General features: G+C 56.9%; 16 protein-coding genes. 9 read left to right on the top strand and 7 right to left on the bottom strand.

Annotated elements, in window-relative coordinates; genetic code table 11:
* Window positions 1–147: 147 nt before the first annotated feature.
* The 5 genes from NNL35_RS24725 to yfkAB all read left to right on the top strand — a co-directional run bounded on the left by NNL35_RS24725 (window position 148) and on the right by yfkAB (window position 7,353).
* Window positions 148–1,596: a bifunctional metallophosphatase/5'-nucleotidase gene (locus NNL35_RS24725; RefSeq protein ID WP_006679257.1), complete on the top strand. Its 1,449-nt coding sequence runs from the start codon at window positions 148–150 to the stop codon at window positions 1,594–1,596.
* A gap of 21 nt (window positions 1,597–1,617) precedes the next feature.
* Window positions 1,618–2,445, top strand: a complete 828-nt coding sequence (locus tag NNL35_RS24720; RefSeq protein WP_006679258.1) for an undecaprenyl-diphosphate phosphatase — start codon at window positions 1,618–1,620, stop codon at window positions 2,443–2,445.
* A gap of 199 nt (window positions 2,446–2,644) precedes the next feature.
* Complete coding sequence (locus tag NNL35_RS24715; RefSeq protein WP_006679259.1) at window positions 2,645–3,730, top strand: HD-GYP domain-containing protein; 1,086 nt, start codon at window positions 2,645–2,647, stop codon at window positions 3,728–3,730.
* A 162-nt stretch (window positions 3,731–3,892) separates the two neighbouring features.
* Window positions 3,893–6,034, top strand: a complete 2,142-nt coding sequence (locus NNL35_RS24710) for an MMPL family transporter (protein WP_254553822.1) — start codon at window positions 3,893–3,895, stop codon at window positions 6,032–6,034.
* A 167-nt stretch (window positions 6,035–6,201) separates the two neighbouring features.
* Window positions 6,202–7,353, top strand: coding sequence for a radical SAM/CxCxxxxC motif protein YfkAB (yfkAB, locus tag NNL35_RS24705; RefSeq protein WP_006679261.1), 1,152 nt, complete (start codon window positions 6,202–6,204; stop codon window positions 7,351–7,353).
* A 1,756-nt stretch (window positions 7,354–9,109) separates the two neighbouring features.
* Here yfkAB and NNL35_RS24700 read toward each other — a convergent pair.
* Window positions 9,110–10,117, bottom strand: a complete 1,008-nt coding sequence (locus tag NNL35_RS24700) for a YpdA family putative bacillithiol disulfide reductase (protein ID WP_006679818.1) — start codon at window positions 10,115–10,117, stop codon at window positions 9,110–9,112.
* A 199-nt stretch (window positions 10,118–10,316) separates the two neighbouring features.
* Between NNL35_RS24700 and NNL35_RS24695 the strand changes: the two genes are divergently transcribed.
* Window positions 10,317–11,012 carry an HAD family hydrolase gene (locus tag NNL35_RS24695; protein ID WP_006679819.1) on the top strand — a complete coding sequence of 232 codons (696 nt, stop codon included), beginning with the start codon at window positions 10,317–10,319 and terminating at the stop codon, window positions 11,010–11,012.
* Window positions 11,013–11,084: 72 nt separating this feature from the next.
* Here the strand turns inward: NNL35_RS24695 and NNL35_RS24690 are convergent, their stop codons facing one another.
* From NNL35_RS24690 to NNL35_RS24670, 5 genes are read right to left on the bottom strand one after another with little or no spacing between them, the layout of a single operon-like run.
* Entirely contained in the window at window positions 11,085–12,248 is a 1,164-nt protein-coding gene (locus NNL35_RS24690; RefSeq protein ID WP_006679820.1) for a YheC/YheD family endospore coat-associated protein, read from the bottom strand.
* Between the two features lie 21 nt (window positions 12,249–12,269).
* Window positions 12,270–13,379 (bottom strand): YheC/YheD family endospore coat-associated protein, encoded by a 1,110-nt coding sequence (locus NNL35_RS24685; RefSeq protein WP_006679821.1) that lies wholly within the window; start codon window positions 13,377–13,379, stop codon window positions 12,270–12,272.
* Window positions 13,376–14,752 (bottom strand): YheC/YheD family endospore coat-associated protein, encoded by a 1,377-nt coding sequence (locus tag NNL35_RS24680; protein ID WP_006679822.1) that lies wholly within the window; start codon window positions 14,750–14,752, stop codon window positions 13,376–13,378. Before NNL35_RS24680 ends, NNL35_RS24685 begins: the two co-directional genes overlap by 4 nt.
* Complete coding sequence (locus NNL35_RS24675; protein WP_006679823.1) at window positions 14,749–15,906, bottom strand: YheC/YheD family endospore coat-associated protein; 1,158 nt, start codon at window positions 15,904–15,906, stop codon at window positions 14,749–14,751. Before NNL35_RS24675 ends, NNL35_RS24680 begins: the two co-directional genes overlap by 4 nt.
* Before the next feature lie 14 nt (window positions 15,907–15,920).
* Window positions 15,921–17,282: a YheC/YheD family endospore coat-associated protein gene (locus NNL35_RS24670; protein WP_040734421.1), complete on the bottom strand. Its 1,362-nt coding sequence runs from the start codon at window positions 17,280–17,282 to the stop codon at window positions 15,921–15,923.
* Window positions 17,283–17,436: 154 nt separating this feature from the next.
* Between NNL35_RS24670 and NNL35_RS24665 the strand changes: the two genes are divergently transcribed.
* The 3 genes from NNL35_RS24665 (at window position 17,437) to NNL35_RS24655 (ending at window position 19,492) form a co-directional block, all read left to right on the top strand.
* Window positions 17,437–18,606 (top strand): DUF445 domain-containing protein, encoded by a 1,170-nt coding sequence (locus NNL35_RS24665; protein WP_040734422.1) that lies wholly within the window; start codon window positions 17,437–17,439, stop codon window positions 18,604–18,606.
* Between the two features lie 68 nt (window positions 18,607–18,674).
* Window positions 18,675–19,010, top strand: a complete 336-nt coding sequence (locus NNL35_RS24660) for a YlbF/YmcA family competence regulator (protein WP_006679826.1) — start codon at window positions 18,675–18,677, stop codon at window positions 19,008–19,010.
* A gap of 176 nt (window positions 19,011–19,186) precedes the next feature.
* Window positions 19,187–19,492 carry a hypothetical protein gene (locus NNL35_RS24655; RefSeq protein ID WP_050979506.1) on the top strand — a complete coding sequence of 102 codons (306 nt, stop codon included), beginning with the start codon at window positions 19,187–19,189 and terminating at the stop codon, window positions 19,490–19,492.
* Window positions 19,493–19,565: 73 nt separating this feature from the next.
* Here NNL35_RS24655 and deoD read toward each other — a convergent pair whose 3' ends face one another.
* On the bottom strand, window positions 19,566–20,276 hold the full coding sequence (gene deoD / locus NNL35_RS24650; RefSeq protein WP_006679828.1) for a purine-nucleoside phosphorylase: 711 nt from the start codon (window positions 20,274–20,276) through the stop codon (window positions 19,566–19,568).
* Between the last annotated feature and the right edge of the window lie 137 nt (window positions 20,277–20,413).

Here is a 20,413-nt window from a genome sequence, read left to right as displayed (position 1 = left end):
ATACAGAGTAGTAAGGCTTGTATGATCCGCTCCTTCCGGCGACGGTGCACGGCCATCCCTCCGCTCTTCCCCTGTAGTCACGCGAATCGGACACATGCTATTCTAATCTGTGCATGCCATTCTAGATAAGGGAAGGATGGGAATACGATGCCATCGCTTCAGTGGAATACATCGGATTCGGATTCGATTCTATTGCTGTACACCAACGATATTCATAGCCATTGGGACGGAGCGGCCCGGCTGGCCTCGCTCATGAGCCGTTACCGCCGGCATTGCGGGGAGAAGATCGTGCTGCTGGACGGCGGCGATCATATGGACCGTGCTTATATGGAGACGGAGGGGACCTACGGCGCAGCGAATGTTCGGCTCATGAACCGGCTCGGCTATGATGCCGCCGTTATCGGCAATAATGAAGGGCTGACGTTCGTGCCGGAGCGGCTCGGACAAGTGTACCGGAGCAATGCCCGCTTTCCCGTCCTGGCCGCGAACGTCACCGCGATCAGCACCGGGCAGCGTCCGGATTGGCTGAAGCCGTGGGTCGAGTTGGAGCGGGGCGGAATTCAGATCGGCATCGTCGGCGTTACTGCGCCTTATGTCGACTATTACCGTTTGCTCGGATGGGAGGTAGGCGAGCCGATAACCGCCGTGCGGGAGGCGGTTTCTGTTCTCCGTCCTCGCGTCGATCTGCTCGTCGTCCTATCGCACTGCGGGCTGACTACGGATGTGAAAATGGCGGAAGAAACGGAAGGGATCGACCTTATTCTGGGCGGGCACAGCCATCATCTGCTTCCGGACGGGCATAAAGTGGGCCGGACCTGGCTGCTGGCGGCGGGGAAATACGGCGATCATCTGGGCGTGGCCGAGTGCCGGCGGGCTCCTTCGGGCGAACTGGAGCTGTCGGTGCGCTGCATCCCGGTGACCGGAGAGCTGCCGGATCCGATCGTGGAGGCCGAACTGCTCCAGGCCAGGGCCGAGGCGACCTGGAGGCTGTCCGTCCCGGTCGCTCAAGTCGCGGAACCGCTCGCTGTGCAGTATAATCGGCCGTCCCCTCTCGGCCAATTGCTGGCCCAAGCTCTTCGCGACCATACCGGGGCGGATATCGGTCTCGTCAATGCCGGCCAGTTGCTTGGCGATCTGCCAGCCGGAACGGTGACCGAGGGCATGCTGCATACGCTGTGCCCTTCCCCCATTAATCCGGTCCGGATGCATCTATCCGGCGCGGACGTGAAGCAGGCAATCCGGGAGAGCCTGCACGAGGAAGCTTACGGACGGGTCGTGCGCGGCTACGGGTTCCGCGGGGGCCAGCTTGGCACGCTGTGCGTGGACGGGCTGCAGGTGGAGTGGAGGCGCGGTCCGGACGAGGAGCGGATCCGGCTGTGGCTCGACGGCCGGGAAGTGGCCGATAACGACCGGCTTGTCGTCGGTACGATCGACATGTTTGTATTTGGCGGAGGCTATCCGAGCTTGAAAAATGGGCAGGATATTACGTTTTTCCTGCCGGAGGTGCTGCGCGATATTTTGGCCGTCCAACTGCGGAAGGCGGAGGAGCTAAGCCGCTGCCGCGAGGATCGGCTTGCGATTGTCCATTATCGTTAGTCGGAAAGGTGGACACCTGTCATGGTCTATATTTGGATAGCGGTCATTTTGGGCATCGTGGAAGGCTTGACGGAATTTATCCCGGTTTCCTCTACCGGGCATATGATTTTGACGACCCGGCTTATGGGCATCGCCGAGCAGGAGGACTTTCTGAAGACGTTCGAAATTGTCATCCAACTGGGCGCGATTCTCGCGATTACGGTCGTGTACTGGCAGCGGATTCTTGCGATGCTTGGACTGCGAAGCCGGACGGTAGCGCAGGGTCATGTCCGCACGAAGCAGCTCAATCTGCTGCATGTGGCGCTTGGGATCGGCCCGGCGCTCATCGTCGCTTTCTTCGCCCGGGATTACATCAAGAGCCAATTCGACAATACCGCGACTATATTATGGGCTCTTGTGGCCGGAGGCGTATTCATGTGGATTGCGGAATGGTTCGGCTCCCGGCGCAAGCCGGCCGCAGAGACGATGGATGATATTACGTACCTGCAGGCGCTGCTGATCGGACTGTACCAGATTCTCTCGGTCGTCTTTCCGGGTTTTTCCCGTTCGGGCTCGACGATGTCCGGGGGCATGCTGAGCGGGGTCAGCTATCGGGCGGCTGCCGATTTCTCCTTTCTGATGGCGATTCCGATTATGTTCTTGGCGAGCGGCTACGAGCTGATCGACGGGTATCGCATGCTTACCCTGGATATTATCGGGTTTTTCGCTCTTGGCTTTATCGTCTCCTTTATCGTGGCGTATCTCGTTGTCGTCACCTTTTTGAAGCATATCCAGCGCATTCGGCTGCGTCATTTTGCCATCTACCGCTTCGTGTTGGCCGGGCTGTTCTGGTTCTTTATTATCCGATAAATCGGCGATGCCAATGGCGACGGTCACCGTCCGACAGCTTCTGCCAGCAGAACGTCCGGGAAGCGACAGAAAACAACATTCGCCTCTTCGCGCGCGGCGGCATTTTTGCTATGATAGAGTAGCTGATAGAGTCGTACGAGAATAGGAAAAAGGGATTGCCAAATCAGAAAACAGCAGGGGTTGACCATGTGTGCGTTGGATGCCAATTCAGGCTTGCCGTCCCGGCATGCGGCTAGCGAAAAAAATTTTCAATGAAGAAGGCCTTGTCCTGTTGGGCGAGGCGGTACAGTTGTCCGAAGCATATATTGACCGGCTCTCGAAGATGGGCATCTCTTATGTGTATATTGAGGATAACCGGACGGAAGGCATCGAGGCTCCTTCGCTGTTAAGCGAGGAGACGCGCAGGGAAGCGGCGGTCGTGATCCGGCGCCAGTTCAAGCAGATGATGAATGATTCGACATCGCGGAAGCAGCCGCGGCAATCCTCTTCAATTGGCAAAGCATTTGGAGGCATACTCGATTCGATTATCGATGAGTTGTCCGGTCACGAAGACGCGATGATCATGCTGAACGATATGCAGGCGACCGATCATTACCTGTTCCAGCATTCGTTGAATGTATGCATTTATACGACATTGCTTGGCATCCATCACGGGTATGAGAAGGAAGAGCAGCGGGTATTGAGCATGGGCGCGCTGCTTCATGACATTGGGAAGACGCAGATTGATCTGAATATTTTGAACAAGCCCGGCAAGCTGACGGATGAGGAATTCGCCCAGATGAAGCGGCATGCCGAGCTTGGCTACCTCATCCTGAAGGAGGAGCCGAATATTCCGCTGCTGTCCGCTCATTGCGCGTTCCAGCATCATGAGCGTCTGAACGGAAGCGGCTACCCGCGCGGAATTCGTTCCGATGAGATTCATGAATATGCGAAATGGGTGGCGATTGCCGATTCCTATGATGCAATGACGTCGCATCGGGTGTACAAGGAGGCGACCTTGCCTCACGTAGCGTTGGAATTGCTGTACACGGGGGCGGATACGCTCTATGATGCCTCGATGCTCGCCGTGTTCCGCGATCGGCTTGCCGTCTATCCCATCGGGATGTCCGTCCGCCTGAGCACGGGCGAGACCGGCGTTGTCGCCCGCATTCATTCGGAATACCCTCAACGGCCGATCGTGCGAATCTTGACCGGACCTGAGGGAGAAGAGCTCGCCGTGCCGCACGAGATCGATCTGGCCCGGTCGTTGAATGTGACGATCGTCAGCTCGCACGTCGAAAATTGACCCTGTCACTCGGGAAGCTTACAATGAAGCTATAATGAGAGTGGTCAGGGGGCGACACATGTGCGGGAATCGGACAGCCGCGGCTTTTTTTGGACATGGGGACAATGGGTATACCGTCGACGACACGCTGTGTGGATCGGTTGGACGGTATTCTTTTTGGCCATGTCTCTCTTGGCCCTGCAGGTTCCTTCGATGCTCAAGGACAACGGATTTACGCCAACCGGCAGCGAATCGGAGCAGGGGCTGTCCATACTGCGCAGCGAGGTCGGGCTCTCTTCGACGACGATGGATATCGTCTACGAGAGCCGGGATGGCTCCTCCTTGATGACGGAAGATACATTCCGGCAAATAGAACAACGATTTTCCGGACTGAAGCAGGAGCCGTACGTCAGCGATGTCCGCATTCGCAAGGAAGGGCGGCAGGATGATGCCCGACAGGATGTCGTCGCCGTCCACGTCATTCTCAATCTGGATACGAACGAAGCGTTGGATAGATATCCGGAGATCCGCAGCCAGATACCGGATCTTCCGCAGGCTGACACCTATGTTAGCGGATCGACCCCCGTCTATTACGATATGCAGGAAGCAAGCAAGCGGGACATTGTGAAGTCGGAGCTGATTGGACTGCCGATTGCGCTCGTTGTCCTGCTCGCCGTCTTCGGCACGCTGCTGGCCGGATTGCTGCCGCTTATCGTCGGTGTTGTCAGTGTGACCACCACCCTTGGTCTGATCTACTTCATCTCGTTCGCAACGGATTCGCTCAGCAACTTTCTCCCGAATGTCGTGACGATGCTCGGGCTCGCCGTCGGGATAGATTATGCGCTGTTCATGGTAAGCCGCTTCCGGGAAGAGCTGCGGCAGCATGGCTCGGTCGAAGCGGCGGTGGCGATGACCGCCCAGAAAGCGGGGCGCTCGATCTTTTTCTCCGGCGTGGCGGTGCTGATCGGGCTGGTGGCGATGGCGTTCATCGATCTCGCTTTGTTCCGTTCCTTGAGCTTGGGCGGCGTGCTCGTCGTGACGATGTCCGTCATCGTAGGCAACTCGCTGCTGCTGGCTCTGTTGGGCGTATTCGGCGAGCGCATCAATCGCTTCCCGGTCATTCCGGCGCGGTTCCGCAGCCGGGATGCGGATGGAGGCAGTACCTTCTGGCGCCGAATCGCGCATAGCGTCATGAAGCGGCCGATTACGATTGTCATCATCCTGTTCGTCCTGCTGACCGGTCTCGCGCTGCCGATGGCTGGGATGAATATAGGCATTCCGGACGCGGAGATGCTGCCGCCGAAGTATGAGTCGCGAGCCGGCTCCGATCTGGTGAACGAGGCATATGACAAGCGGGAACTGAACCCGATTCTCGTCGCGCTGCGGACGGAGCAGCCCTATACGGATGCCGGGACGATCCGGCAGGCGGAAGCCTGGCAGGCCGAGCTGAGCCGGATGGATGGAGTGCGGCGCGTCGACAGTTACGTAAGCCTGATGAGCAGGCTGCCCAGCCCGGAGGCAATGGCGGAGGCCTTGAAGGATCCTGCCCTGCGCGCCCAATTAGAGGGCAGCCATCTAGCGAAGGAGCGGCTTATCGTCATGCAGGTCATTCCCGATGGCGATCCGGAAGGGCAGGAAGTGCGCGATCTCGTTCACAGCTTACGGAATTGGGAGCTCCAGAGCGGAATGACCGCCAAATATGTGACAGGCGGACCGGCGGTGCAGCTCGACATTATCGAGCGGATTACGGGGGCGCTTCCTTATGTCGTCGTCTTCATCCTGATCGTGACCTACCTGGTATTGTTCATCGCCTTCCGCTCGGTACTGCTTCCCCTGAAGGCGGTGGTGATGAACATATTGAGTCTCGGATCGAGCCTCGGCATCGTCGTGCTTGTCTTCCAGCACGGATATTTGGCCGATCTGTTCCAGGTCACGTCGACCGGCATGGTGGTTGCGATGCTGCCGGTCATCATATTTTGCGTCGTCTTCGGCATATCGATGGATTATGAAGTCTTCCTGTTGTCGCGGATTGCCGAGGAATACGAGCGTACGGGACATAACGAGCACAGTACGGCCGACGGCCTCATGAAGACCGGCGGAATCATTACGAGCGCCGCCTTCATTTTGATCGTCGTCGTAGGCGCCTTTATTTTCACGGATAATGAAATGATGAAAGCGATCGGCCTCGGGCTGGCCACTTCGGTTCTGCTCGATGCGACCTTGATCCGCATCTTCCTCGTGCCCTCGCTGATGAAGCTGATGGGGCGGGCCAATTGGTGGGCACCGAAGCGGTTCCGGCACAAGGAGAAGAAGAATGCGGCCTAATCGCTTATCGGCCGGACGAATGGCCAGCTTCGCCCGAATTATACCCTCCAGTTACATGGCGAGTGCCCCTGGCCGCGCGACAGGCGGAGGGATGGCCCTTGTTCGGGCAGGATGGTGATGGATATTGCCAGACAACAGGTTAATGGAAAAATAAGGTGGAATGTAGCATGAATCAACTAGAAATGGAACGAGTCAAGAAAAAGCAACGGATCAGCCCGGCGTATGATCCTTGGGATCCGATTCGCTCGTTGCGCGCGTACGGACGTCATGTCCTGACCAGCGTCGAGATGACGGTGGCCCAGATGTGCAACATGCGCTGCGAGCATTGCGCAGTTGGGCACACACTCATGATGAGCGAGCCGCCGAAGCTGCCGCTCTCCCTCATGCTCAAGCGGCTGGACGAGGTCGAGCATCTGGAGACGCTCAGCATTACGGGCGGAGAGCCGATGTTCCATCTGAAGACCGTAACCGACTATATCGTTCCAATATTAAAATACGCCAGCGAACGAGGCATACGGACCCAGATCAACTCGAATTTGACCTTCGATATCGGCCGCTATGAACTGGTCGCTCCCTATTTGGACGTCATGCACATTTCGTTCAACTATACGTGCATGGAAGATTTTCATGCGGTCGGGTTCACTCATACAAGCCATGAGGTCAAGTCCGGGGCCGCGTCCCGGTTGTACGAGCGGATGATCGACAATACGAAGCGGCTGAGCGAGGCGGGAATGTACATTTCGGCCGAGTCGATGATCAACTACCGGACTCACAGCCAACTGAGCGAGATTCATCAGCTTATCGTCGAGATGGGCTGCCAACGCCATGAGGTACATCCGATGTACCCAAGCTCGTTCGCGCAGAATCTTCCGGTGCTGCCACTGTCCGATCTGAGACAGTCGATACACCGGCTGCTCGACACCCGTCACCAGGACGTCTGGATGCTGTTCGGGACGCTTCCTTTCTTCGCTTGCAATACGGACGAAGAAGACCAGAAGCTCCTTCAGCGCCTCCGCTCCGAGCCGATGGTCACGCTGCGGAACGATCCGGACGGGCGCAACCGGTTGAATGTCAACCTGTTCAGCGGCGATGTCTTCGTGACCGACTTCGCGGACATCCCGGCCTTCGGCAGCATTTACGAGAGCCGGCTGGACGATATTTTCAATTCCTGGCTGCAGGACCACCCGCTGTCCCGCACGGTCGACTGCCATTGCCCGGCGGTCGCCTGCTGCGGACCGAATCTGCTCGTCGCAGACATGTATTACAAGGGCGTCGATTTCAAGACGAGAACAGCCCAAATGCCAGTCTTGGCGGAATAAGCAGCAGCTTGGAATATGTACGATACTTTATGATAGAAAATGAGGTGGATGCCAATTGGCAATCCGCCTTTTTTTCATAAGAAAATGAACGATGCCTCATATAACCAATTTCCCTTTTGGTCAGGAAGCCGGGTGTGCTCGGATTGCCTTATAACCAATCTCCCTTTTGGTCAGGAAGCTGGATGTCCTCAGACTGCCTTATAGCCAGTCTCCCTGTCGGTCAGGAAGCCGGATGATCTCGGGTGCCTTATAGCCAGTCTCCCTGTCGGTCAGGAAGCCTGATGTTCTCGGACTGCCTTATAGCCAATATCCCCGTGGGTCAGGAAGCCGGATGATCTCGGATTGCCCTATAACCAATCTCCCTTATGGTCAGGAAGCCGGGTGAGCTCGGAATGTCTTATAGCCAGTCTCCCTATCGGTCAGGAAGTCGGATGAGCTTGGATTGCCTTATAGCCGATCTCCCCATCGGTCAGGAAGCCGGATGATCTCGGACAGCCTTATAGCCAGTCTCCCCGTCGGTCAGGAAACCGGGTGAGCTCGGATTGCCTTATAACCAATCTCTCCATGAGTCAGGAAGAAAATAAATCAACGTTATTAGAAGTATTCCTAACAATTAGAACAAGATGTTACGCATGGAGTGATATTGCTTTGAAATAAGATATTTTTTCCGAATGTTGGCTATTGTGGGTGAGGAACTTAGCCTGATTCGATGGGATAGTGAAGCAAAGAGCTGAAAAATGAGATCGCCTCTGACTCGATGGGATAGTGAAGCAAAGAGCAGAAAAGTGAGGCTGCTCTGACTCGATGGGATAGTGAAGCGAAGAGCTGAAAAATGAGATCGCTCTGACTCGATGGGATAGTGAAGCAAAGAGCAGAAAAGTGAGGCCCTGACTCAACGGGATAGTGAGGCAAAGAGCTGAAAAGTGAGATCGCTCTGATTCGATGGGATAGTGAAGCAAAGAGCTGAAAAGTGAGAGCGCTCTGACTCGATGGGATAGTGGAGCAAAGAGCTGAAAAATGAGATCGCTCTGACTCGATTAGATAGTGAAGCAAAGAGCTGAAAAGTGAGATCGCTCTGACTCGATGGGATAGTGAAGCAAAGAGCTGAAAAATGAGATCGCTCTGACTCGATGGGATAGTGAAGCAAAGAGCAGAAAAGTGAGGCCCTGACTCAACGGGATAGTGAGGCAAAGAGCTGAAAAGTGAGATCGCTCTGACTCGATGGGATAGTGAAGCAAAGAGCAGAAAAGTGAGGCTGCTCTGACTCGATGGGATAGTGAAGCAAAGAGCTGAAAAATGAGATCGCCTCTGACTCGATGGGATAGTGAAGCAAAGAGCTGAAAAATGAGATCGCTCTGACTCGATGGGATAGTGAAGCGAAGAGCTGAAAAGTGAAGCCGCCCTGAGGCGATGGGAGAGTGGTGTAAAGAGCCAGAAAGTGTGGCCCGCCCTGACTGATGGGTGAGGGTGCGCAAAGAGCCGGAATGTGAGACTGCCGTGACGCGAAGGGAGATGCTTGAATGCGCGGAAATGGGGTGGGAGCGGTCCGCAGCGGCCTGAGTTGTAAAGCATGGGGGCAGACATGCCCGCTTAAACGCGTCTGGGCCCCGGGGACAGTGCCTGGTCCAACGAGAACGGAACTTAGTCCATTCTCGGACGATGCCAAGTCCAATAGAGGACGGGATGAAGTCCAATGATGGACGGAGCCTGGTCCGTTGGTGGACCGCACTCCGTCCATTCGGAGGCCGAGCGGATGTCAGTTGTTCGGCCGGACTTCGGTCGCGGCGTCGGGATTGGGGCCGATATGGTCGGCAATCAAGCGGCCATGGTAGCGGCCGGTCTCGATGAAGACTTCGTTCGCATTGCGGCCCGACGCGATGACGCCCGCGACATAGAGGCCGGGCACGTTCGTCTCCATCGTGTCCGGATCGTAGACGGGCTTGTCCTGATCGTCCTGCATGCGGACGCCGCTCGACTCCAGCAGCTTGCGATCGGGACGGAAGCCGGTCAGGGCGAGCACGAAGTCACAGCTGATCTCCTCCGTTGAGCCGTCGGCGCACTCAATGCGCACCTGATCTTGGGCAATATGGACGACGCGGGAGCCGTAACGGATATGGATCCGCTCCTTGGCGAGTTTGCTCTCCAGAATCGGGCGGACCCACGGCTTGATATTGCCGGAGATCTCTGTGCCGCGATAGACGATGGTTACCTGGGCGCCCACCCGCTCGCATTCGAGCGCGGCATCGACGGCGGAATTGCTGCCGCCGATGATGACTATCTTCATGCCGGCGTACGGATGCGCCTCCTGGAAATAATGGGTGACATGCGGAAGGTCCTCGCCCGGGATGCCCAGGAGGTTCGGATAATCGAAATAGCCGGTCGCAATGACGACATGCCGGCTGCGGTAAGTGAGCGCTTCTCCGCTGCGGGTCTCCGTATGCAGCGTGAAGATGCCGTCCTCCTCCTTGGCGATATTCTTGACCTCTTCATAGGAGCGAATGCAGAGCCCATACTGCTCCGACACTCTGCGGTAATATACAAGCGCTTCGTGACGGTACGGCTTCTCATTCGGGGTCGCGAACGGGATGCCGCCGATTTCCAGCAGCACCGGCGTGCTGAAGAACTGGAGATGGGTCGGATAACGGTAAATGGAATGAACGATGCACTGCTTCTCGATGATGAGCGGATCCCATCCCTTGCGCTGCATTTCGATCGCGGCCGACAGCCCGCAGGGCCCGGCGCCTATAATTATCACTTGTTCCAAATCGGTTCGCCTCCGTGTAACATGCTGTACTATGATGTTATCCGATATGAAGCCGTTCCTCAAGTGAACGGGCAGAGGCCGTTACATAATTTTAAAGAGAAGAATAAGGGTAAACGCTCCAGTTCAGCGGCCGCTTATGGTATAGTGGGGTCACTGACCGTTTACTTTATGACGACAATTGGAGGGACTTGTTGTGAGTATGGCCACATTGCGCACAGACCGGCTGCCGCGCCCGGAAGCGATGATCTTCGATATGGACGGGACACTGTTCCGCACAGAGTCGCTGTTGATGACAGCGTATCATCGGGTATTCGATACATTGCGGAGCGAGAAGCTGCACGAGGGGCCGACGCCCCCGGAAGATTTGATGCTCGGATCGCTTGGGATGCTGCTGGCGGACATCTGGCAGCGGGTTATGCCGGAAGGCAGCCCGGAGGCGCACCGACGCGCGGACGAGCTTCTGCTGCAATACGAGCTGTCCGGATTGAACGAAGGAATCGCGGAACTGTATCCGCAGGTGAAGGAGACCTTGGCCGAGCTGCAGCGGGAAGGCGTGAAGCTATTCGTCGCAAGCAACGGGCTGGAGGAATATATACAGGCGATCGTGAAGACCTTCGGCATGGACGAGCTGTTCACCGGCTTGTACAGCGCGGGCGGAAGAGGCACCGCGACCAAGGTGGAACTGGTGCGCCTCCTGAAGTCGGAGCATGGCATCGAATCGGCCTGGATGGTCGGCGATCGCTCCTCTGACGTGGAAGCGGGGAAGGAGAACGGGCTGGCCGTCATCGGCTGCCAATATGCCGGCTTCGGCCAGGAACAGGAGCTCGAGGGTTCAGACATCATCATCCGACAATTCGACGAGCTGTTGGAGTTATACCGCTCGACAGCCTCTTAACCGCGACAGGCGCAGCTCTCCGAGTCTGCGCCTGTCGTATGTGATGGACGCTCCTGAATGGAAGCGTCCTTCTTATTCTTTCGAATCGCTGTCGGCTGGCGGCATCGGCGGCGGGTCGGAATCCGGCAGTTGGATGCCGGCCTTTTTCCGGTACAGCCAGGATGCATATTCCAGCGGGCGCACGATGGCGTTGCGGTACGTCACCTTATCGCCGATGCGGTAGAACACTTCGCGCGCCGGCTTCGGATTGACCTCCAGCAGCCAGATGCGCCCTCTCTGGTCGATCGCGAGATCGAGTGCCAGCTCGCAGAGAGCATCATATCGCTTCTCAAGGAATGCGGCCACCTCGAGACTAAGGGCTTCGGCTTCCTTGCGGACGTCCTGGATGCGGGCCTCGTCGCCTATCCACTGCGTCAGCAGCTCCTCCATCCGCACGGCCTGGCCTCCGCCGTGGAGATTCGACGTGATGCTATGGAGCGGACCGACGCGGCCGGCGCAGCCGGTAACCGACCAGACGCCGGAGCCGTCCTTCTGCACGAGCATCCGGTAATCATGCACACGGCCGCTGGGCAGCTTGAGCGCAATGCCCTGCTGGATGAGATAGCGGTCGTTCGCCTTCCAGCAGGATAGCTGGGCGGCCAACTGAGAGAAGGTCATTTTCTGCGGCCGGATGACCTGCCGCTGATGATCCCTTCCCTCGACATAGACCATGCCGTCCGTCGAGCGGAGGCGCTGGATGCGAAGAATGCCGCGCCCTCCCGTGCCGTTAATCGGCTTCAGGTAGAGCAGCGGCCGCTCCTTCAGCATGCGCTGCACATCCTGAATTCCCGAATACTGCCTTGTATAGGGAAGATACTTCTTCAAGGACGGGACCGTGGAGAGCACCTGGTAGATCGTCCATTTATTGCGGAGCGGACGGTTCAGATACAGCAGCTTCGGGTATTTGCTGCGGAACCGCTTCAGCTGCTCGAATCGGTAGCTTTTCTGAATGCGGCACCGATCGAAGATCATGGTCGGGAAGCGGGTCCATTTACGCGTCCAGCGCCCGCTCTTCTGATGGTACCACATGCCGTTGATTCGCTTTTGCTCGTGATCAACATCCTCCGGGGTGAACACGAAGACGGTCAACCCCAGCTTTTTTCCGGCCACAACCATCTTCTGATAAATATGCCGTTCTTCCAATTGTTTTTGATCATTTAAATAAAGCGTCAAGATGCCAAGAACGGGTTCATCCAAGCGTCTTCACCTTCTTTGACGTTATCCGCCATTTCGATACAAATAAGTTGAATACTGGAATATTCGTTCCAGTGAGCGTCTCCGAATATGGGGCTCATCGAATTTCATCGGCTTCGCATTGGCTTCGAAGAACCAGATGCTGCCGTTCGTATCCACGCCCAAATCCATCGACATCTCGCCCAGCATATGTCCGGAGCCGCGTTCGATCTGCCGGGCGATGATGATCGCCGCGTTTTTGGTGCGGGCCATCGTTCTCCGCGCTTGTTCGACGCCGAAATTCGCGCTCAGCAGCTTCTCGGGATCCTCGATGCTTCCGCCGCGTGGAACATGGGTCGTAATGCTCGAAGTGCCGGCGACACGGGCGCCGACACCGGTAATATCCCATTGGCCTTTGCTGTTCTTCTGCACCAGCACCCTCAAATCAAACGGCCGCCGATTCACCGTAGCCAGCGGAATGCCTTGCTGGACGATATAATCATGGTTCCCGGCCTGCTTGCGTATCCGGGTCCACAGCTTCGAGATCGTGGCGCATTTGAACAGGGCGCTCCTTCTTCTGTCCTGGGTTTTCAGCCGGAATTTCATCGCTTTCGTATGATTGACGCGCAGCGTCATAATGCCCATGCCGGCCTTCCCCGTCTCCGGCTTCAGGAACAGATAGGGGTGTTTGTTCAACATCTTAGCCAGGGCGACAGAGGTGCGCAGCCGCCGCGTGGCGGGGATGAAGGTCCGGGTGGCCCTCGATTTCTGGAGCCATTCGAATAATTGCCATTTGTTGAAAAAATAAGGATTGTACAGGCGAATGGTCGGATGGTCCAGAATCTCCTCGATCTTGCGGCGGACTGCAGGCAGATTCTCATCCTCCCGCAACGGTATGCGGTTGTAGACGATGCGAGGAGGCGGGTACCAATCCTGCGCCCAGGCCTGCTTATCCTCGTTGTAATCATAGCCCGCGATTCGCCTGGCGCCGAGCTTCAGATCCTTCACGGTCACGATATATACGGTAAAACCAAGATCCTTGCCCGTACGCAAGATATCCAGGAAGTTGTCACGATTGCCGCGGAATTTTTCCTTGGCATCCTCGATCGTCAGAATGGCGACGACCGGCAGTTGATCTTGCTGTATGCCACTCACATCGGATCCCTCCTGCGGAATTTGCTAAGGAACAGACAGTGATCCAGGATATGTTCAATGGATGATTGACCTTCATTGCGCAAAGAGGGATGCTTGAATATTGAACGCCCAGGCTTGGCATTGGCCTCGAACATCCATACATGCTCATCCCGGTCTATGCCGAGGTCGAAGCCGAGTTCGCCGAGCAGATGAGGATAGTTCCGTTCAATGGCCATGGCCAGCTCAATGGCTACCGTTTTCATATTGCCAAGCACTTCTTCGGATCTGTCGCCGAACATCCGCTGGAGAGCCTGCTCCGGCGTCATCAGTTGGCCGCCATTCTTTACGTGGGTGGTGACGCTGCCTTTGCCCGCTTTCTTGGCGCCGATTCCGACTACGGTCCAGTCATTATCCCCGTTCTTGTGCATATGGAAGCGGAAGTCGATCGGACAGCTATCGATCTCGATGAGCCGAACCCCCTGCTGCACGACATAGTTGCGCAGCGAACGGCCGTGCCTTCCTTGCAGCATGCGGATGAGGCTGGAGAAGTGCTTGAAGCGAAGCAGCGTGTTTTTGCCGTTGACCGTGTAGCGTGCGAAATAGCCTTTCCTCGGCAGGTAGGTCAGCCGATAGATGCCGATGCCAAGGCTTCCCGAGGTCGGCTTGTAATAGACGAACTGATGGCGGGCCAGCATGTCGCGAATCGTGTCCGGCGTCGGGTTCATGACGGATTCCGGCACGTGGAGGTTCGCCTCCAGATCGTTTTCCAGCAGCTCGTAGATATCGGATTTTTTGAAGAAGCTCCAGTTGAAAAAAGGGATGTTCCGGCGAACGAACCGCTCCCGCAGCGTCTGGATCGAGGACGATGTCTCTGCCCTCCGGCTCGGCAGCCGGTTATATACGACATCCGGCAGCGGTACGGTTCGCCGGATCCAGCTGTCGGATTCCGATAGGAAGTAGGCGTTGACGGTCTCGTTGTTCCAATTGATGTCGCGCGGAGTGAAGGCAAAGACGAAGCCTTTCTTATTGCCGACGCGCAAAATTTGCTTAATGAACGTGGTTCGGCTGCCGAATGGATGCGACTGCGTGCGCAGCGAGGAATCCGATAAGACGCCGATCAGCGGCCCCAATTGCAGATCGCCTTCCTGATCATTGCGAAGATAGACCATACCGGATTTCGGCACCCGGACGAAGGAACGAAGGCCGGCCGGTATGAAGACATGGTTGCCTGGACGCTTCACCGGCTTCAGCGTAGCGGGGATTGTCGCCTTGCCCAATCGAAGCCGCACTGATTTTTTGCCGGTTAGCTTCAATTGCTTCATTAAGGTGCTGGAGAGATACACTGTTTTCTCGGATTTAGGTGTTAAGTGGACGTTGCATACCGTCAAACTCATGGACTTACCCTCCTAAGATGTCGACCCAATACATAGCGCGCATACAAGATGGGATTTTCCACGGATTTCACAGCGGCTTCCCGCTCGCCTGTCTGACGGAAGACCCTCCTGCCCGGCTTCGAATTGACCTCCAGCAGCCACATGCGGGCTTCCCGATCAATGCCGTAATCCAGACCGACCTCCATCAGACGCCCGTGTCGTGCTTCAAGTAGAGGGGGAATGCGCTCGCTATAGGCATGCAGCTGCTCCATGAGCCGCTCGGCACGCTCCAGGTCGTATTCGCGCTTCAAAAATGGAAGGACAGACACGGCCCGCCCGCCTCCATGGAGATTGGAAGTAATGCTGTCAGGGGTGCCGACGCGTGCGGCCATGCCGGTCGTCGCCCAGCGGCCCCGGTCATTCTTCTGCATCAGCACACGAATGTCGAATGGCTCGCCCGCCTGGGTCAGCAAGGACAAGCAGGGCTGCATGACAAAGGTTCGTCTGCCGATAAAGCTGGCAATCCATTCGTATCCATCCTCGGTACATTCAAATTGCTTCGTCAGCGGGCGGTTGCATTGATCGCGTCCCGTTATATTCAGCAAGGGGGCATGGCTTCCGTCTTCTCGCTGTGCCGTCCGGCGGTGATACTGGACCCGGAGCGCAGATTTTCCTTGGGAGCCGGCATGAGGCTTCAGGAACAGGCTTCCACCGTACCGGGACAGCGCCGCAGCGACGCTGCGCTTGCCCTTGTAGAGATGAGTGGGCGGCAGAATCGCGCTCAGGCCGGACTCCGCGGATAAGGAGCGGTAGATGTCCCATTTGCCCCGTAATCCTACTCCCAGTTGGGCAGTGTGTCTGCTCCGCAGCAGCTTGGCGAGGGCGGCTGAAGTTCTGGCGCTGGCGCTGCCCCCGGAGAATACGCACCGGTTGTATACAAGGGGAGGCAACGCCGTGGTGCAGGGCTCCCATCGATGGTCGCCGTAGACATAACCGTTCACCGTGCCGGAAGCAAGATCGGCCCATGCGGGCGAAAAGACGATGACCCGGACGCCGTGTTTGCGTCCGGCCTGACACAGTCTGCGGCAATATTCAGGCTCGGTGAAGGGAGGCGTGCCGGGCGATTCGTTCTGCAGAACGCCGATGACGGGCTGCTCGGTTCCGTTCTTCTTCATTCCCTGCCACCTCCTCAAAACCCGGACAAATACCGGGCGTATTCTACCGTTTTGCGGACGGAGGGTCGGACTCGGTTGACGTTCAATGGAGTATTGTCATTTTTGGAAGGCTTGGAGTTGACTTCAAGCAGCCACACTTTGCCTGACGTATCGATTGCCAGATCGATCCCCAATTCACCGAAGTGAGCGGGAATATGCGTGTCGATGCCGCGCGCGATATCGAGCGCCGCCCGCTGCAGCCTGCCCATGATGTCGCTCTTCACGCCGGCCGGCAGATTCGATCGGCCGACCGCTTCCTTCACGGTGCTGAGGGTTCCGCCGCGCGCCACATTCGACACGAAATGCTGCGTGCTCGCGGTTCGGGCGACGATGGACGTAATGCTCCAGCGGCCTTGAATGTTCTTCTGAACGAGCGCGCGGAAATCGATCGGGCGCTTGGCATAATCGATTAGGTTCAAGCCTTGCTGGATCTGGTAGCGGTTCGTCTTCAGCTTCCCGGACAGGGTAGAGTACAGCTTGGTTAAGCTGCTGAAGTTCTGGCGCTTGGTGCCGCTAATATTGGAGTAGAGGGCTTGAAAGCCGTTATCCGAGGTACGGTTGATGCAGATGATGCCTTTGCCGAGGCTTCCCCGGGCCGGCTTCAGGAAGAGGGTCTGATGTCGTCCGCTCATCGTCTTGAGGGTAGAGTAGTTGCGCAGCAGATGCGATTCCGGCAAGTAGCGGGTCAACTCCGCACTCGCCTTCAACGCGTCGAACACCTCGGTCTTATCCAGAAACTTTTCATTGAAAACATGCGAATGGTAACGTGATTTTACTTCTTTCATGAAATGCTGTACGCTAGGTTTGTTCTCCAGAGATCGTGAAGTCAAGCGATTGTTCACGACATCCGGGATCGGCATGCTGGTGAGCTGCCAACTTCCTTTTGTGTAAACCCATGCCTGAATCCGTTGAGTGTCCTTCACATGTTCCGGCGTGAAGAAGCAGGCAACGGCTCCTTGGGATTGGCAGGCATCGACCATCTCCCTGCAGAAGGCAGTAATCGTGCCGAACGGCCGATCCGGCACATCAGGATAATCCCGGCTGATCAGGACGCCGATGAGCGGACCGATTCTCAACGTCTGTTGGGTATACGTTAGCCGCAGGGCAACACCGTTAGACAGACCCATATTGCGGGCCAGCGCATGATTGATCCGGAGCCCGTCAGATTTGGGAACGGAGGACACTGTCACGCTCTGTCTGAAGGAACCGAAGCGGATCGTAATCGGATGGTTTACGGGAATTTTCCATTGCTTGACATAGCTGTCGCCCAACATGATTGTGTCTTCCCGCAAGATGCCGGCGCTCACAACGTGGAGCCTCACTTTTGATTTCAACATGTTGGTTCTCCTTCCAACGACGACTTGCATGATGAATCACGGTATGCACCGGGCTGGAGTCGATTCAAATACAGGTGAACCGCATACGTAATTCATCATATGAGGACATATTTCCCTTGGTGATTGACCTTCATCATGAAAGGAGGGATTGGACGTGCCCAATTGGATGTTTATTCTATTTAGCGTCATTGTCGCCGCGTTCGTCGGCGGCATAACGAATCATTTTGCCATAAAGATGCTATTCCACCCGCGGCAGCCGATTCATCTGTTCGGGCGGAGAGTGCCGTTCACCCCCGGCCTCATTCCGAAGCGGAAGTTAGATATTGCGGCCTCGTTAGGGGATGTCGTATCTGAATATTTGGTAACCAGCGACGGGCTGCGGGCGATGCTGCGCCAGCCGGAGGTGCAGGAGAGGGCGGCGTCCGGCCTGACAGGCTTTCTCGACCGGCTGCTGGCGGACGACCGCACGCTGCGCGAATGGGCCGCGCTCGCCTTCCCCGGCCGCAGCTGGCCTGAACTGAGCGAGGCCTGGGGGGAGCGGCTCGATAAGCTGACCGAGTCGGGAATTCGGCGCGGCTTGGCAGGCAGCGGCTGGGACGAGCGTCCGCTGTCCGAGTTCCTGCCGGCAGGGCAGGAGGAGAGCCTGAACCGGCTGGCAGGCAAGGCCGCTTCCGCTATCCTGCTGTCGATTGAGCGGGAGCTGCTGTCGTCCAGCGGGCAGCGCATGCTGCTGCGGATGGCGAAGGAATTCGTCGACCGGTCGAAGGGGTTCATGGGCGTGATGGCGGCTATCTTCGTCGATGAAGACAGGCTGGTGACGCGGATCACGCCTCTGCTGGCGGAGCAGCTCCGCTCCGACAAGGTCCATGAGACCGTGACCCGCATGCTGGAGCGGAAGCTGGAGGAGTGGCTGAGCCAGCCGCCGGCCGAGCTGCTGCGCGTCTGGTCGGAGTCCGATCCTGCCGGCCAGATTATCGGCTTGGCGAACTCATGGCTGCAGTGGAGCCGCCGTCTGGAGCGGTGGGGAGACGCGCGGCCGAGCCGCTTGCTGGAGGAGAGCAAGGAGGCGTGGCAGCCTTACGTGCCGCGGCTCATCGATTACGCGATTGCGCTGCTGGACCGCAATCTGGACAAGGTGGTGCGCGCCGCACGCCTGCAGGATGTGGTCCGTTCGCAGGTAGAGCAATTCCCGATAGAGCGGCTGGAGACGATTATTTTGAGCGTATCGGGGAAGGAGTTCCGCGCCATTACGTGGCTCGGGGCGCTGCTCGGGGGGATTATCGGCTTGATCCAGTCGCTGATTCTGCTGGCCATCGGTTCGTAGCGCCCGCGACAGGGGCCGCTCCGTATGGTATGCTGACTAACGAGGAAGAACGGAAAGGATGAGAATGGATGAGTGTATACGATCAAGCCCATGAATTGGCCCGCGCCTTGCAGCAATCGGACGAGGCGAAAGCCGTCGAGACGGCAATGAAGGCGATTGAGGCCGATGCGGACAGCAAGCGGATGCTGGATGATTTCCGCCTGCGCCAGATGGAGATGCAGCAGAAGATGATGACCGGCGAGATGCCGGAGCAGTCGGAGCTGGACAAAATGGAGAAGCTGTATGAAGTTATCAGCATGAATACGGAGATAGCGAAGCTGTTCGAAGCCGAACAGCGGCTAGCGGTCGTAATCCAGGATGTGAACAAGATCGTATCGGATGCGCTCGGCCATCTGTACGGCTGATCGGACGCGCCAAGCGCGAGGCCGGCACGGCAGGCAGGTGCTGCAGATGCTGCGGCCGGAACGAATCTGGCATGTTCTCTATTGATGCGGCATACGCTCTACTATAGCCAAGCTATAGGAGAACAGAACGATGGCGCCGCCGGCTGCCATCGTTGATGATGAAGGAGCGATTGCCCATGATGAACCGAATGTCTTATTTCCGTTCTTCGAAGCGTAGGATATGGAAGCATGTCCTGTCGATAGGAGCTGCACTTGTCATGCTTGTGATCGTGCTGCCGACGCTGTCTTTCAAGGCGGGCTGGACGCCGGCCGTCTGGTTCGGCATCGTCTGGTGCGCCTTCGCGCTGCTTATCATTGCCGCCCATCTGCACCGCCTCCTGGGCGTGGATGAAGAGACCGAGCAGGAACTGAAGCGCATCAAGCGGGAGAAGATGCGGCGTTGGGAGGAGCGGCTGAGCCGCAAGACCGTGCGGATGAAGTGAGCATGATACAAAGGGGCAGCCCGGTCTTGGCATCGACCGCGGGCTGCCCCTTCTTCCTGTCTGTCCGGTTGTCTTATTGGCCGCGAATCGCCGTCTCCAGCGCGACTTCGATCATGTCGTTGAACGTTGTCTGCCGCTCTTGGGCGGTCGTCTGCTCCCCGGTCAGAATATGATCGCTGACGGTGAACATCGCCAAGGCGTCAATGCCGTACTTGGCCGCTAAAATATAAAGCGCCGCCGTCTCCATTTCTACGGCAAGAACCCCATATTTGCCCATCTTCGTCTGCATCTCTACATTGTCGGCATAGAAATGATCCGAAGAGAAGATGTTCCCTACCCGAAGATGAAGCCCTTTTTCCTGGCCGATCTCATAGGCGCTGCGGAGCAGATCGAATGTCGCAATCGGAGCGAATTCGGCATCCGGGAAGTAGTGCTTGTTGATGGAAGAGTCGGTGCATACCGCTTGCGCCAGCAGCACGTCGCGCAGCTTCACGTCTTCTTGAATCGCGCCGCAGGTTCCGATGCGGATGATGGTTTTGCAGCCGTAATCTTTAATCAGCTCCGTCGCATATATGGAGAAGGAAGGAATTCCCATGCCGGAGCCTTGAATCGATACTTTATGTCCTTTATAGGTTCCTGTGTATCCGAGCATGCCGCGCACCTGATTGTAGCAAACGGCGTTCTCAAGGAACGTTTCTGCGATGTATTTCGCGCGAAGCGGATCGCCAGGCATCAAGGCGACGGGTGCAATGTCTCCAACTTGTGCTTCCAAATGAATACTCATGCTGAATCCCTCCATTGTCCTTCACAAATTAAATTTGGAACCGTTATATAATATGAAAACGGTTACTTGTATTTATACGATACCATGAACGCGGATTCAAAAACCGTGATGGCGGGCCCTTATATTCTGTGAACAAT

Origin of the sequence: Paenibacillus dendritiformis, assembly GCF_945605565.1 — a bacterium.
GTDB lineage: Bacteria > Bacillota > Bacilli > Paenibacillales > Paenibacillaceae > Paenibacillus_B > Paenibacillus_B dendritiformis_A.
This window is presented reverse-complemented; position numbering and strand designations above follow the sequence as displayed.

Excerpts from the sequence above, each read along its gene's own strand:
- NNL35_RS24725 (WP_006679257.1), top strand. The coding sequence starts at position 148 with ATGCCATCGCTTCAGTGGAATACATCGGATTCGGATTCGATTCTATTG.
- NNL35_RS24720 (WP_006679258.1), top strand. The coding sequence starts at position 1,618 with ATGGTCTATATTTGGATAGCGGTCATTTTGGGCATCGTGGAAGGCTTG.
- NNL35_RS24715 (WP_006679259.1), top strand. The coding sequence starts at position 2,645 with ATGCCAATTCAGGCTTGCCGTCCCGGCATGCGGCTAGCGAAAAAAATT.
- NNL35_RS24710 (WP_254553822.1), top strand. The coding sequence starts at position 3,893 with ATGTCTCTCTTGGCCCTGCAGGTTCCTTCGATGCTCAAGGACAACGGA.
- yfkAB (WP_006679261.1), top strand. The coding sequence starts at position 6,202 with ATGAATCAACTAGAAATGGAACGAGTCAAGAAAAAGCAACGGATCAGC.
- NNL35_RS24695 (WP_006679819.1), top strand. The coding sequence starts at position 10,317 with ATGGCCACATTGCGCACAGACCGGCTGCCGCGCCCGGAAGCGATGATC.
- NNL35_RS24680 (WP_006679822.1), bottom strand. The coding sequence starts at position 14,752 with ATGAGTTTGACGGTATGCAACGTCCACTTAACACCTAAATCCGAGAAA.
- NNL35_RS24675 (WP_006679823.1), bottom strand. The coding sequence starts at position 15,906 with ATGAAGAAGAACGGAACCGAGCAGCCCGTCATCGGCGTTCTGCAGAAC.
- NNL35_RS24670 (WP_040734421.1), bottom strand. The coding sequence starts at position 17,282 with ATGTTGAAATCAAAAGTGAGGCTCCACGTTGTGAGCGCCGGCATCTTG.
- NNL35_RS24660 (WP_006679826.1), top strand. The coding sequence starts at position 18,675 with ATGAGTGTATACGATCAAGCCCATGAATTGGCCCGCGCCTTGCAGCAA.
- NNL35_RS24655 (WP_050979506.1), top strand. The coding sequence starts at position 19,187 with ATGATGAACCGAATGTCTTATTTCCGTTCTTCGAAGCGTAGGATATGG.
- deoD (WP_006679828.1), bottom strand. The coding sequence starts at position 20,276 with ATGAGTATTCATTTGGAAGCACAAGTTGGAGACATTGCACCCGTCGCC.